12 protein-coding genes are annotated in these 13,196 nt (G+C 61.6%); 7 read left to right on the top strand and 5 right to left on the bottom strand.

Features of this window, described 5'->3' with window-relative positions; genetic code table 11:
- The first annotated feature begins 89 nt into the window (after positions 1 to 89).
- The 6 genes from FFI16_RS11105 (at position 90) to FFI16_RS11135 (ending at position 5,639) form a co-directional block, all read left to right on the top strand.
- The gene (locus tag FFI16_RS11105; protein ID WP_138815323.1) at positions 90 to 800 is read left to right on the top strand and encodes a CerR family C-terminal domain-containing protein; all 711 of its coding nucleotides are present in this window, start codon (positions 90 to 92) and stop codon (positions 798 to 800) included.
- 45 nt (positions 801 to 845) lie between these two features.
- Entirely contained in the window at positions 846 to 1,367 is a 522-nt protein-coding gene (locus FFI16_RS11110) for a DUF1993 family protein (RefSeq protein ID WP_138815324.1), read from the top strand.
- A 554-nt stretch (positions 1,368 to 1,921) separates the two neighbouring features.
- Positions 1,922 to 2,386: a hypothetical protein gene (locus FFI16_RS11120; RefSeq protein ID WP_017138878.1), complete on the top strand. Its 465-nt coding sequence runs from the start codon at positions 1,922 to 1,924 to the stop codon at positions 2,384 to 2,386.
- A gap of 177 nt (positions 2,387 to 2,563) precedes the next feature.
- Positions 2,564 to 3,508: an alpha/beta fold hydrolase gene (locus tag FFI16_RS11125; RefSeq protein WP_138817780.1), complete on the top strand. Its 945-nt coding sequence runs from the start codon at positions 2,564 to 2,566 to the stop codon at positions 3,506 to 3,508.
- A 70-nt stretch (positions 3,509 to 3,578) separates the two neighbouring features.
- Positions 3,579 to 4,184: a LysE family translocator gene (locus FFI16_RS11130; RefSeq protein WP_138817781.1), complete on the top strand. Its 606-nt coding sequence runs from the start codon at positions 3,579 to 3,581 to the stop codon at positions 4,182 to 4,184.
- Positions 4,185 to 4,655: 471 nt separating this feature from the next.
- Positions 4,656 to 5,639 (top strand): GlxA family transcriptional regulator, encoded by a 984-nt coding sequence (locus FFI16_RS11135; RefSeq protein ID WP_138817824.1) that lies wholly within the window; start codon positions 4,656 to 4,658, stop codon positions 5,637 to 5,639.
- Positions 5,640 to 5,649: 10 nt separating this feature from the next.
- Here the strand turns inward: FFI16_RS11135 and FFI16_RS11140 are convergent, their stop codons facing one another.
- From FFI16_RS11140 to FFI16_RS11160, 5 genes are read right to left on the bottom strand one after another with little or no spacing between them, the layout of a single operon-like run.
- Positions 5,650 to 6,906, bottom strand: a complete 1,257-nt coding sequence (locus FFI16_RS11140) for an FAD-binding oxidoreductase (RefSeq protein ID WP_138817782.1) — start codon at positions 6,904 to 6,906, stop codon at positions 5,650 to 5,652.
- A gap of 3 nt (positions 6,907 to 6,909) precedes the next feature.
- Positions 6,910 to 8,481, bottom strand: a complete 1,572-nt coding sequence (locus tag FFI16_RS11145; protein WP_138817783.1) for an aldehyde dehydrogenase (NADP(+)) — start codon at positions 8,479 to 8,481, stop codon at positions 6,910 to 6,912.
- A gap of 60 nt (positions 8,482 to 8,541) precedes the next feature.
- The gene (locus FFI16_RS11150) at positions 8,542 to 9,489 is read right to left on the bottom strand and encodes a dihydrodipicolinate synthase family protein (protein WP_138817784.1); all 948 of its coding nucleotides are present in this window, start codon (positions 9,487 to 9,489) and stop codon (positions 8,542 to 8,544) included.
- 38 nt (positions 9,490 to 9,527) lie between these two features.
- Positions 9,528 to 10,454, bottom strand: coding sequence for a 4-hydroxyproline epimerase (locus FFI16_RS11155; RefSeq protein ID WP_138817785.1), 927 nt, complete (start codon positions 10,452 to 10,454; stop codon positions 9,528 to 9,530).
- Positions 10,455 to 10,465: 11 nt separating this feature from the next.
- Entirely contained in the window at positions 10,466 to 12,091 is a 1,626-nt protein-coding gene (locus FFI16_RS11160; RefSeq protein WP_138817786.1) for an APC family permease, read from the bottom strand.
- A 331-nt stretch (positions 12,092 to 12,422) separates the two neighbouring features.
- On the opposite strand from FFI16_RS11160, the gene FFI16_RS11170 reads away from it, so the two are divergent.
- Entirely contained in the window at positions 12,423 to 13,181 is a 759-nt protein-coding gene (locus tag FFI16_RS11170) for an AraC family transcriptional regulator (RefSeq protein ID WP_138817788.1), read from the top strand.
- The last annotated feature ends 15 nt before the right edge of the window (positions 13,182 to 13,196 follow it).

The following is a 13,196-nucleotide window of genomic DNA, read 5'->3' on the forward strand; positions in this document are numbered from 1 at the left end:
CGAGTTTTATAACGGTTGGAATAAATTCTATTTTTCGCCAATTTTTGTCAACTGGTATATTTTGTTCAGGTATTCGAAAGGAGCTGCACATGGCACGACATAAACCTGCCGCCGAAGGTGGTTACCAGCGCGGTGAAGAAACCCGCGCACGTATTGTCGAGGCGGCGGTCGAGGTGTTTGGCGAGCGCGGTTATGACCGCGCATCCACCCGCGATATCGCCACGGCCGCCGGGGTCAATGCGCCGGCGATCCAGTACTACTTTGATGGCAAGGAAGGCGTGTACCTGGAGTGTGTCGAGCATTTGATCACGCTGCTGTGGCGCAAGATGTCGCCGTGCGTGGAAGCCGCCGAGGCCGCGCTGGCCGATGCCAAGGCGAGCGATAAAGCCTTGATCGATGTCTCGCTGGGCATACTTGGCACGGTGGTCTCCACCATCCAGGACAGCCCCCAAACCACAATCTGGCGCGCATTCATGGATCGCCATCAGGCCGGCCTGTGCCCGCAAAGTGCGACCACCGCCTTTGAAGACCGCTTCAAGGCACGCATCGGCCGCGTTATTCGCGAACTGATCGCGCGCGTGGCCGGCTTTGCCCTCGAAGACGAGCGCACGGTGATTCACTCCATGGCGCTGTTCACCCAGGGCTTGGCGTTTCGCGTGCAGAAGCCCAAGCTGCTGGAAGCGCTGAAGTGGGCCGAGGTGAACCAGAAGGAGATGGAGTCGGTGCGCGATGTGGTGCTGATGCAGGCACGGTTTACGCTGGAAGGTCTGGCTAGGCAGCGGGATGTACGCCCGGCTTGATCCCGTTTTTAACCCAGAACTTTCAACCTGGAACAAGGAAGTACTATGTCGGTTTACGCCATCACCATTCCCTGCTTTGCGCAGATGCTTAACACGCTCAAAGGTTTGCTCGACAAGGGTGAAGCCCATGCAAAGGCATTGGCTTTCGACCCGCAAAACCTCCTGGATTCACGCCTTGCGCCCGATATGCACGCCTTGGCGACTCAGGTCCGTTACGCCTGCACCCAGGCGCGGGAGGCGGTTGAGCGGCTGAGTGGCGTTTCAGTGTCGACCTTGGAAACACCAGGCTCCATGAGTTCGGCGGTCGGCCTGATCGATCAGACGCTCAACTTTCTTGCTGAGGCTGATCGCAACGTGATTGACGGCCGGGCAGGGCACTTAATCATCATCGAGCTTCCCGGCGGCATCACCTTCGAGCTGACCGGCAATGAATACGCCGTTAATTGGGCCACGCCGCAGTTCTATTTTCACTTGATGACGGCCTACAGCATCCTGCGTCATAACGGTGTGCCGCTGGGCAAGGCTGATTATGTGCCGCATATGTTTGCGTATTTGCGTAAAGGCTAATTATTCAGTGAGTGGCAGCACTGTTGCTTTTCTGTGGAGGCGGGCTTGCGCGCGATAGCCATGGGCATCACCTCGTTAACCCGGCGTCCTGCCGGGTTACCCACGGATTCAAGCCTGCGTTCGGCCATCGTGGTTAACGGCAACAGCCTATCTACCTGATGCAACGCGGTCTAAATGTGGGAGCGGGCTTGCTCGCGAATGCGGTGGGTCAGTCAATTTATCTGTCACTGATACACCGCATTCGCGAGCAAGCCCGCTCCCACCTTCGACCGAGTATGGCTCTGCTGTTGCTGTTGCTCCGGCCCTTACATCCTTTTCGATGACTGTACGGACCGGACACATGGTGAACGGGTGTACGGGGACATGGTGGACACTTCTCGGCAAGCCCGCTCCCACATTTTTGATTGCGCAGTGCTTCGAAAACACCGGCAAAACCCGCGTGGCGTTGTGAAATGTTGTGAAGCGTGCGGAATGGCCCTTTGCCCATGCTAACGTCCGCGTCGGGGTATCGTCAGCTTGACGATTTCATTCGTTCCATTGAAGGAGCAGCGCCGATGTCTACTACCGTAACGCCCGCGTCTGGCGGGTCGAATACGCCAAAGTCTTCGCCTTCCACGTTCGATGACAAATTGAACATTGCCAAGTCCAGCAAGGTGATTGCCGACTACATGCGCCAGACCGGCAAGTCGGCGATTACCAAGCAGGAACTCACGCAACTGGCCAACAACGCATCGGGCAAGGTGCCCACGGATGTGTCCGACGCTGCCAAGTACATGGAGCGCCACCCGGACGTGTTCACCGCGATCGAAACCCACGACGTGGCGGGGGCCGATAACCTCTCCGGCGTGTGGAACTTCGATTGGGCGGCCAAGGGTGGGCTGGATGGCACCTCGACCGACGCCATCGCCAAAATGCAGGACACCTTCGACTTTGCCATCGCCAAGTCCGCACAGATCACCGAGATCTCCACGGGCAAAAAGGCTGAGCTGGACTCGACCAAGCAGCGGCCACAAAACTGAGGCGTGTGGTTTGTCAGCCACTATCAACGGTTCCCGGCGGGTTCACCGGGAGCCGTAGTTGGCCGATAAGTAGTCGGCCGATAAGCAGTTGTGATGTGTTCAGCGCAGATTCAAGCAAGGTGCGCAACTATACCGATCAGTGAAGCAAACCCTCTCGCCACTGTCGGAGAAACCTTGATGTTTGTGACCCTCGGCGTACTTGCCCTCATTGCCCTGTGGGTGTGGTGGACCTATCCGCGGGTGGGCAATCTGTTGTTCGAGTTGATCGGTTGGGTTGAAGCGCGGCGCTCGCGTTTGAAAGCCATCCGCGTGCCGATCAAAAGCATGACCCTGGCCACCTACCAGGGCGGCGCTGCGCATGCGCCGGCGCTGCTGCTGGTGCACGGTTTCAGCGCGGACAAGGGCGTATGGCTGGGGTTTGCGCGGCACTTTGTCGACGACTACCGGGTGATCATCCCGGACCTCGCCGGCCATGGCCAAAACACCTTCGTGGCGGGCGGCGACTACAGCATTGCCGCCCAGGCACGGCGAATGGTGGCACTGCTGGATGCGTGCAAAATCGACAAGGTTCATGTGATCGGCAGCTCTATGGGCGCCTACGTAGCGAGCTGGCTGGCGGCGCACCACCCTGAGCGTGTGCTGTCCCTGGGCTTGATCGGTGCGGCCGGCGTGAACCTGCCGCAACCCAATGAAGTGGAAGCCTTGGTCAACAGCGGCGATAACCCGTTCCTGATGCATAACCGCGCGCAGTTCGACCGTTTTTTTGCCATGACCATGGCTGCGCCACCATTTATTCCCGAAGTGCTGCTGGCTGCCGAGGCGCAGGCTTACATCAAGCGCCGCGAAGAGCTGCGCGAGATTTTTACCGACTTCTCCGGCAGCCCGCGCATGGAACCCTGGTTGCCGCACATACAGGTGCCGAGCCTGATCCTGTGGGGTCGGCAGGACCGCATGGTGCCGGTGGCCAGTGCGCACACCTGGCAGGTCGGCATTCCCCATGCGCGCCTGGAAATTCTTGACGGCATCGGCCATCTGCCGATGGTCGAGGCCACGCAAGCCAGCGCCGTTCACTGTCGCGAACTGCTCGATAAAGCCAAAGTGTATGCCTCGATCCGCCCCTAGCTGTACGGGGCGGCCAGGGCCGTAACCCACTACTGTCGCAGGCATACCACCGCCGCCTGGATGCCGCGCCATGTTCATGTCCACCAGCCTGTTGTCCGCCTTTGTGCTGTTTGCCTTTGTGTCGTCGATCACCCCCGGCCCGAACAACACCATGTTGCTCGCTTCTGGGGTGAATTTCGGCTTTCGCCGTTCGATGCCCCATGCGCTGGGGATCAGCATTGGCTTTATGTTGCTGGTGATTTCGGTAGGCCTGGGCCTGGGTGAAGTGTTCAAGCTGTTCCCGTGGGCCTACACGGTGCTGCGCTACGTGGGCGCGACCTATTTGCTTTACCTGGCGTGGAAGATCGCCACCGCTGGCGGCATGTCCGAGCACCCTGACGAGCGTGGCAAACCCATGACCTTTCTCGGCGCGGCGGCGTTTCAATGGGTCAACCCCAAAGCGTGGATCATGGCGTTGGGGGCGATCACCACCTACACACCGGCCGAGGGTTATGTGACCAATGTGCTGGTGATTGCGCTGGTGTTCGCCGTGGTCAACCTGCCCAGTGTGTGCGTGTGGGTGGGTTGTGGCAGTGGCTTGCGCAATGCGCTGCGCGAGCCGCGTTGGTTGCGGGTATTCAATTGGTCTATGGCGGGGTTGCTGGTGCTGTCGTTGTACCCGATGCTGTTTGCGTGAAGGCGTGACGTTGCGCTGAACCTCACACCGGCGAGATGGTTGCCAGCAAACCGATGCCGATGGTCAGCACCAGAAAACCGAACAGGAAAAGTGCCATCTTGGTCATAAGGCCTCCGAAGGGAAGGGAGTCGACAGGAGTGTCGGGATGGCGCCCATTGTCCGCTTCGCAGGCGTTTCGATACAGACGCAGATAGCAAAGAAAAAACCGTATCAGATGGGCCCGCAGCTGCCAGGCTACTGGCCTGGGAGGCGGGCGCTTTTGTAAAGATCAGGCTTGAGGGCCGTGTTGACTATCACCAGACAAGCATCCTTCATCGTGGCGCCTGCCAGTAGAGAGGCGCGCAGCATAGCGATTATTCTTCGCGGGAATGCGGCACGACAGCCGGCGCATTTGCCCCTAAGATAGCGGCCATTGCATCAACAATAAAAGTGGGCCAACCCTCGATGGAAAGACGCCAGTTCAGCGGTGGCATGAAAGGCAAGAACCTGCGCTACCTGAATGAAAACTTCCAACAGCCGTCGCCGGTCACCCGCGTCGGTTTTTTGCTGCTCGAACACTTCTCCTTGCCGGCATTCACCCAGACCCTCGACACCCTGATCACCGCCAACCTGTTGCGCCCAGACCTGTTTGCTACGCGCACCTTCGGCTGTGACGAGGGCGAAGTCATCAGCGACCTGGGCCTGGTGATCCGCCCGGATGCGCGACTGGAAGCGTCGGCATTGCCCGACCTGGATTTGCTGGTGATCTGCGGCGGTTTTCGCACCGAACTCAAAGCCGGCGAGGATTTTATCCAGCTGCTGCGCAGCGCCGCCGAACAGGGCGTAAGCCTCGCCGGCCTGTGGAACGGCGCCTGGTTCCTCGGCCGCGCCGGGTTGTTGCAAGGTTACCGCTGCGCCATCCACCCGGAACATCGCCCGGCGCTGTCGGAAGTGTCCAAAGCTGCCCAGGTGACGAGCGAACCCTACGTGATTGACCGCGATCGCCTCACGGCCTCCAGCCCTTCGGGCGCGTTCCACATGGCCCTGGACTGGATCAAAAGCCTGCATGGCAAAGCCTTGGTCGAAGGTATCGAAGACATCCTGGCTTTTGAAGAGTCGCGTTACCGGCGTATCAAGCCCACGGAAAACATCAGCGTCAGCGCACCACTGCGCGAAGTGGTGAAACTGATGGACGCCAACCTTGAAGAACCGTTGGAGCTGGACCAGTTGGCGGTCTACGCCGGCCGTTCGCGGCGCCAGCTCGAGCGCCTGTTCAAAGAGCAACTGGGCACCACGCCGCAACGCTATTACATGGAACTGCGTGTGACCGAGGCGCGGCGCCTGTTGCAGCACACCGAGCTGTCACAGGTGGATGTGCTGGTGGCGTGCGGTTTTGTGTCACCGAGCCATTTCAGCAAGTGCTATAGCGCGTATTTCGGCTATCGGCCGTCCAAAGAAAAGCGCTTGGTCAAGTAGCTGGCTGGCCTTAAAAACGCGCCAGTCGGTAAGGGGTCAGGTCCGGCAACGGCATGCGATTATCAGGCGCGACCAGTTGCGCAATCATCTCCGCTGTCACCGCCGCCTGCGTCAGTCCCAAGTGCTGATGCCCAAACGCAAGCAATACCTTGCCATCCGCCACCTGATCAATGATCGGCAGCGAGTCCGGCAACGACGGGCGAAAGCCCATCCATGGGGTTGCGTCTTGGGCACTCAAGTCCTGGCGAAACAAGCCCTGGCTCAAGCGGTGCAACTGCCAGGCGCGTTGCATATTGGCGGGGCGCTCCAAGCCTGCGAACTCAACCGTGCCGGCCAGGCGCAAGCCATCGTGCATGGGGGTCATGATGAATTTGCGCTCGAACGAGGTCACGGCAAAGGGCAAGCGCTGGTGTTCGTGGGGCAGCATCAGGTGATAGCCGCGCTCGGTGTCGAGCGGAACCTGCTTGCCGGTGAGTGCAGCGGTGAGTTTGGCCGAATGGGCGCCGCAAGCGATCACTACCTGGCGGGCGGTGAGGGTGCCTTGGTCGGTCCGCAGCGATACGCCGTCGGATTCCAGGCGCCCATCGAGCACGCGTTGCTGCAGAAACTGCACACCGCACGCTTTGGCCGCGCTCACCAGTGCGCACACCACGTTGTATGGATCAATAAAATGCCCGGTGCCTGGGAAGAACAGGCCACCCTGGATGGCATCGCTCAGTTGCGGTGCAGCCTTGCGTATCGATTCGCCCGACCAGAAATCTACTGGCACATTCTGCTGCTGCATGCGTTGGCGCAACGCGTCGATGGCTTCCCCAGACGCGGCACGCTCAAATACCAGCAACGAACCCTCAGCGTGCAACAGGTGCGGCTGCTCAATGGACAGCAGCAGGCGCTGCCACGCGCCCAGGCTGGCCTCATTGAGCGCACGAATGCCCGCCACTGTGCGCCGGTACTTTGCCGGGCGCAGGTTTAGCAACAGGCGCGCGAACCAGGGCAGGGCGCGTGGCAAGTACTTCCAGTCCAGGCGCAACGGGCCCATAGGGTCCATCAGCATGGCGGGCAGGCGCTTGAGGATCGACATGTCGGCAATCGGGAAGACTTGTTCGGTGGCCAGATGCCCGGCATTGCCATAGGAGGCGCCCATGCCCGGCGCCTGCGAGTCGATGACCACCACGCACTGGCCCTGCCGGGCCAATTGCAGGGCGCAGGCGACGCCAATGATGCCGGCGCCGATCACAGCGATATCAGCACGCTTGCTGTCGCTCATCACTCAAGCCTCTCTCTGGCCGTCGAGCAAGCGCCGCAACAGCAGCGGGTTGGCGTGTTGCAGTGCAGTGGGCAGCAAGCTGTCCGGGAAGTCCTGGTAACACACCGGGCGCAGAAAGCGCAGGATCGCCGCGGTGCCGACCGAGGTGCTACGCGAGTCGCTGGTGGCCGGGAACGGGCCGCCGTGGACCATGGCGTCGCACACTTCCACGCCGGTTGGCCAGCCGTTGACCAGCAGGCGTCCGGCCTTGCGTTCCAATACCGGCAGCAGGGCTTGGGCGCGTGTCAGGTCCGCGTCGTCCACGTGCAGTGTGGCAGTCAACTGGCCTTCCAAATGCTCAGAAACCTGGCGCACTTCCTCGTCGTTGGCACACTCCACGACCAAGGAGGCCGCGCCGAAGACTTCCGCTTGCAGATGCTCATTGCGCAAAAACGCGCTGGCCTGGGTCACAAACAGCTGCGCCTGGCCTTGATTCGGGCCTTGCGCCGCCAAGCCTTTGGCCCCGACGTGTGCGTGTTGGGCCAAGGTGCCGACGCCGGTTTGATACGCCTGGAAGATACCCGGTGTCAGCATGGTCTGGGCGGCGCATGCCGGGAGCAACTCACTCACCGAGGCAACAAAGCGCTCGAGTGCCGGGCCTGCTACCGCAATCACCAGGCCAGGGTTGGTGCAAAATTGCCCGGCGCCTTGGGTCAACGAGGCGACAAAACCTTGGGCCAACGCCTCTGCACGCGTGTGCAACGCCGCAGGAAACAGATACACCGGGTTGATCGAGCTCATTTCCGCATACACCGGAATCGGCTCCGGCCGCGCTTGCGCCGCCTGGGTCAGGGCGATACCGCCGCTGCGTGAGCCGGTAAACCCCACGGCTTTGATACGCGGGTCGGTGACCAATGCAATGCCGACTTCGCGTCCCGAGCCATACAACAGTGAAAACACACCGTCGGGCAAACTGCAGTCTTTAACGGCCTTGGCCAGCGCACGGCCGACCAGTTCGCTGGTGCCGGGATGCGCGCCATGGGCCTTGACGATCACCGGGCAACCGGCGGCGAGTGCAGAGGCGGTGTCGCCGCCCGCCACCGAAAATGCCAAGGGGAAATTGCTCGCACCAAACACCGCCACCGGCCCCAGTGCAATGTGCCGTTGGCGCAGGTCCCCACGCGGCAGTGGCTCACGCGTCGGTTGCGCGGTGTCGACACGCACATCCAGCCATTCACCGGCGCGCACAGTGCGGGCGAAGGTGCGCAATTGCGCGCAGGTGCGGCCGCGTTCGCCCTGGATACGCGGGCGTGGCAGGCCGGTTTCGGCCATGGCGCGTTCGATCAATTCATCGCCGAGGGCTTCAATGTTGTCGGCGATGGTTTCAAGAAACGTCGCGCGCGCTGCCAGCGAAGTTTCGCGATAGGCGTCAAACGCCGCCCAGGCCAAGGCACAGGCCTGTTCGACATGCTCGCCATCGCCGCCAAGGTAGGCGGGCGCCAAGGGCTGGTCGGTGGCGGGATTAATGGCCTGGATCGCTTCGCGATGGCCGCAGACTGCGTGCTGACCGATCAGCATCTTGCCCGTCAGAGTCATGGGGAGTCCTTGAAAAAAGAGGGTTGGCCGCTGTGAGCACCACAGCGGCGCGCACAGCGGTCAGGCGACGTTCTGTTCAGCCGACCAGTTGGCGTACCACTGGCGGAACAGTGCGTACTGGTTTTCGGCGTAACGCTGTTGGGCGGTGCTGAGCACGTCGGTTGCGTTGAAGTGCAGGGCGTAGCCCTGGTCGCCGTTGAGCACCATCAAGTGCTTGTAATACAGCACCAGGTCGCAGCCCTCGTCGAAGGACGACAACACGCCCAGCGCGGCTTCCAGCTCACGGGCCAGGCGCCGGGCCTTGGCGTCGCCTGTGGCGGCTTTTTTGCTCAGGGCCACCAGTTGCAGCACTTCGCGCGGCAGGGCGTTGCCGATACCGGTGATGGCGCCGGTGGCGTTGCAATTGACGAAACCGTGTACCACTTGGGTGTCGACGCCGACCATCAGGGTTACGGCATCGTCCTGGGAGGTGATGTTTTCTGCCGCGTAGCGCAGGTCGGCGCCGCCGCCGAATTCCTTGAAGCCGATCAGGTTGGGGTGTTCGCGGCGCAGTTCGAAGAACAAGTCTGCGCGGGTGGCGAAGCCGTAATACGGGCTGTTGTAGATCACTGCCGGCAGGTTCGGCGCGGCCTTGAGGATCGCCGAGAAGTGCGCCTTTTGCGCGGTGGCCGAGGCGCCACGAGACAGCACGCGCGGGATCACCATCAAACCATGGGCGCCGACCTTGGCCGCGTGGGCGGCGTGGGCCACCGCTTCACGGCTGTTGACCGCGCCGGTGCCGACGATGGTCGGCACGCCAGCGGCGACCAGACGGGCCACGCCTTCCTGGCGTTCGGCTTCGGTCAGCAGCGGCCAGTCACCCATGGAACCGCAATACACCACGGCACTCATGCCGATATCGATCAGTTCACGGCCCTTGGCGACCAGGGCGTCGAAGTCCGGTGTGCGCTCAGGTGTGCACGGGGTCATCAGTGCGGGGATGCAACCGGTGAAGATGTTGTCGCTCATTGTTCTAACTCCAGCGTTCAGTTAAATAAGGCCCGGGCTCAGATGCCCCAGGCAAAAGGGTCCTGCTCGTCGATCAGCAACGTGCTGTCGGCGGTCATGTAGGCGCGGCCGGTGATGAAGGGGCGAATGCGCTCGCCATCCCATTCATAACGGCCTTCGAATTGGCTGCCGGTGATGCTGGCTTGCACCCAGGTGGCGCCGGGCGCGAGTTTGTCGTCAGCCGCCAGGCACGCGAGTTTGGCGCTGGTGCCGGTGCCGCACGGCGAGCGGTCGTAGGCTTTGCCGGGGCACATCACGAAGTTGCGGCTGTCGGCGTCGGCGTCGTCGGCGAACAGTTCGATATGGTCGATCAACGCACCGTCCGCACCGTGAATGCCTTGGGTTTCCAGGGCTTTGAGCATCGCCCAGGTGTAGTCGGTGAGGGTGTCGACGTTGTCCATCGCCAGCCGGTGGCCGTGCTGCGACACCAGGAAAAACCAGTTGCCGCCCCAGGCAATATCGCCATGCACCACGCCATAGCCCGGCACATCCACCGGCACCTGCTGGCGGTGCCGGTAGGCGGGCACGTTGCGCAAGGTCACGGCGCCGTCGTCGTGCAAGGTGGCGGCTACCGGGCCGACCGGGGTGTCGATGGTGTGTACGCCGGGCGTTATGCGGCCCAGGTGGTGCAAGGAGGCAACCAGGCCGATGGTGCCGTGGCCGCACATGCCCAGATAACCGGCATTGTTGAAAAAGATCACCCCGCAGGTGGCGCCGGGCGTGACCGGCGCGCAGTAAAGCGCACCGACCAGCACGTCATTGCCACGCGGCTCCAGCAGGCAGGCGCGGCGCCATTGATCGTGTTCGCTGCGCAAGGTGTGCAACTGGTCGGCAATGGTTGCGCCGGCCAGCGCAGGGAAGCCGTCCATTATCAGGCGTGTGGGTTCGCCGCCGGTGTGGGAGTCGATAACATGCAGGCGCTTCATAACAGGCTCCATCAATGGGTGGCTGGCGACAGTGGCGCGCTGTAATGTGCGTCGCTGACCGCTTCGCTTTCGTCGTCTTCGTGTTCCAGGCGCACCAGGTGCGCGGGCACGCCGGTGGCGGCGCCCCAGTAGTAGATGCCCAAGGCGCAGAGGGCGACGACCAGCGTGTCAAACGGGTGGCTGATCACGCCGATGCCGCCGAAACTGCCGAGCTTGGACAGCAGGATGGTCACCGCGTAAAAGCCGATCAGCCAGGCCGACGAGCGCACCTGCTGTTTGATATTCAGGTGCGCAGTCGGCACCCAGCGTGCGCACAACAGGTACACCACAAACATCAGGATTTGCAGACCCAGCAGCCACGAAACGGTGCTCCAGCCGGACCAGTAAACGATCAGCGCGGCGATGATGAACGACAGCGGGCCGAGCACCGCCATGCCCTTGACCCGAAACGGCCGCACCATGTCCGGTGCATTGCGGCGCAGCGCGGCGACGGTCACCGGGGCTACGGCGTAGCTTAAGATCAGTGCCGCCGACACCACATTGATCAGCGCTTCCCAGGACGGAAACGGCAGGGTCCAGAACACCGACAAACCAAAGGTCAACCACAGCGCCGGGCGCGGGATGCCGGACTTCTCATCAATGCGCGTAAAGATCTTGAAAAACGTGCCGGTCTGCGCCCAGCCGTACACCACGCGCGGCGTGGCATTCATGTAGATATTGCCGCAGCCGCTGGGTGAGATCACGGCGTCGGCTACCACCAGATAGGCCAGCCAGCCCACGCCCAGCGCCAGGGCGATATCGCGATACGGCAGCGCCAGTTGCTTGCTGATACCGGCCCAGCCATCGGCCAGCATCTCGGTCGGTACACCACCGAGGAACGCGGTTTGCAGCAGCACATAAATGGCGGTCGACAGCAGCACCGAGAGGATCAAGGCAATCGGGATCGTGCGTTGCGGGTTCTTCACTTCACTGGCCACCGAAATGATCGGCGTGAGGCCCAGGTAGGCAAAGATCACGCCGCCGGCCGACACCGCCATCTCGATGCCCGACAGGCCGAACGGGGCGAACCCCTGAGTCTGGAAATTCGCCGGTTTGAAGAAGGTGAACAGCACACCAATCACCAGCAGCGGCACGATGAACTTGAACACGCTCACCAGGTTATTGGCGATGGCGAAGGTCTTCACACTGCGGTAATTGAGCACGAAGAACAGGCACAGCAGGGCGAACTGCACCAGCCAGCCCAGGGTGGTCGGGTCACTGGAACCGACCTTGGTCAGTTCGGGAAACCAGGCCGCGGCGTATTGGCGCGAGGCGACCACTTCGATTGCCACCAGGCTTGAGAACGCGATCAGCGTGATAAAGCCCATCAGGTAGCCCAGCAGCGGCCCATGGGAATACACCGGGTAACGCACCACGCCACCGGCACGGGGCAGGGCGGCGCCGAGTTCGCAGTACACGATGCCCAGCAGCAGCACGGCGAAACCGCCGATCAGCCAGGAAATAATCCCCGCCGGGCCGGCGATCGCGGACACGTGGCTGGCTGCAAATAACCAGCCCGAACCGAAGATGGCGCCTAACCCGATAAAGGTCAGGTCCATCAGTGAAAGTTGTTTCTTGAACTTGCCTTGAGCAGACATGGCGGCGCCTTCTTGTGAGTTATTGGATAGGCATGCAGTGGCGATATCCTGAACCGATCAAGGGCGCGGCGATTGATGTTTTGCGTTGATGTGAATGACGAATTCGGCACAGTTTGCTGTGTTCGGTCCGGGTGGCTCATTGGACCAAATGTGGGAGCGGGCTTGCTCGCGAATGCGGTGGATCAGCCAATACATCTGGCGACTGAGATACCGCATTCGCGAGCAAGCCCGCTCCCACATTCGACCGAGTGTTGGCCAAAAGCCCCGAAAACTTTATAGATACTCCTGCTGGCATAGGGCAATCTGCCTAAAAAAATCGGAGCCTCAGGCCATGCTGCCCAGTGCATTTGCGAGCTTTCTTCAGGCCAATCGCCCCACCAGCATCGAGCAGCTATTAGCCGGGGTCGCGCAGTTGTTGCCCTTGCTCGACGTAATCCCCAATGCCGCGATTTTCATCAAGGATATCGATGCCCGCTACGTCCTCGCCAACCACACCCTGGTACAACGCTGTGGCCTCAAACAGCTGCAGCCGCTGTTGGGCAAAACCAGCGCCGAAGTGTTCCCCGCGCAATTGGGGCCGGGCTACACCGAGCAGGACCGGCGCGTGCTCGAGCAGGGTTTTGTGCTCGAAGACCAGCTTGAGCTGCACCTGTATGGCAGCCGCGAACCGGGCTGGTGCCTGACGCACAAATGGCCTCTGTACAACGACAAGGGCGCGATCATCGGCCTGGCGGGCATTTCGGTCGACCTGCAATCGGCCAGCGAAAAGCATCCGGCCTACCAGCGCCTGGCCGCCGTGGATGAACACATACGCCAGCATTTCAACCGACGCGTCACCCTCGGTGAGCTGACCCGCATTGCCGGGATTTCCGTGGCGCAACTGGAGCGTTACTGCAAACGCGTGTTTCACCTGACGCCCCGGCAGATGATCCAGAAGGTGCGTCTGGAACATGCACACCGGCTGTTGCACACCGACTTGCCCATCACCGAGGTGGCGCTGCAATGCGGCTACACCGACCACAGCGCGTTTACCCGCCAGTTCAAGGCCTTGACCGGGTTTACACCCAGGCAGTACCGGCAATTGGACTAAATGCAACGAATCACG

Source organism: Pseudomonas sp. KBS0710 (genome assembly GCF_005938045.2).
Classification (GTDB): Bacteria; Pseudomonadota; Gammaproteobacteria; order Pseudomonadales; family Pseudomonadaceae; genus Aquipseudomonas.

Coding starts and splice junctions, on each gene's coding strand:
- FFI16_RS11105 (WP_138815323.1), top strand. CDS start 90: ATGGCACGACATAAACCTGCCGCCGAAGGTGGTTACCAGCGCGGTGAA.
- FFI16_RS11110 (WP_138815324.1), top strand. CDS start 846: ATGTCGGTTTACGCCATCACCATTCCCTGCTTTGCGCAGATGCTTAAC.
- FFI16_RS11120 (WP_017138878.1), top strand. CDS start 1,922: ATGTCTACTACCGTAACGCCCGCGTCTGGCGGGTCGAATACGCCAAAG.
- FFI16_RS11125 (WP_138817780.1), top strand. CDS start 2,564: ATGTTTGTGACCCTCGGCGTACTTGCCCTCATTGCCCTGTGGGTGTGG.
- FFI16_RS11130 (WP_138817781.1), top strand. CDS start 3,579: ATGTTCATGTCCACCAGCCTGTTGTCCGCCTTTGTGCTGTTTGCCTTT.
- FFI16_RS11135 (WP_138817824.1), top strand. CDS start 4,656: ATGAAAGGCAAGAACCTGCGCTACCTGAATGAAAACTTCCAACAGCCG.
- FFI16_RS11140 (WP_138817782.1), bottom strand. CDS start 6,906: ATGAGCGACAGCAAGCGTGCTGATATCGCTGTGATCGGCGCCGGCATC.
- FFI16_RS11145 (WP_138817783.1), bottom strand. CDS start 8,481: ATGACTCTGACGGGCAAGATGCTGATCGGTCAGCACGCAGTCTGCGGC.
- FFI16_RS11150 (WP_138817784.1), bottom strand. CDS start 9,489: ATGAGCGACAACATCTTCACCGGTTGCATCCCCGCACTGATGACCCCG.
- FFI16_RS11155 (WP_138817785.1), bottom strand. CDS start 10,454: ATGAAGCGCCTGCATGTTATCGACTCCCACACCGGCGGCGAACCCACA.
- FFI16_RS11160 (WP_138817786.1), bottom strand. CDS start 12,091: ATGTCTGCTCAAGGCAAGTTCAAGAAACAACTTTCACTGATGGACCTG.
- FFI16_RS11170 (WP_138817788.1), top strand. CDS start 12,423: ATGCTGCCCAGTGCATTTGCGAGCTTTCTTCAGGCCAATCGCCCCACC.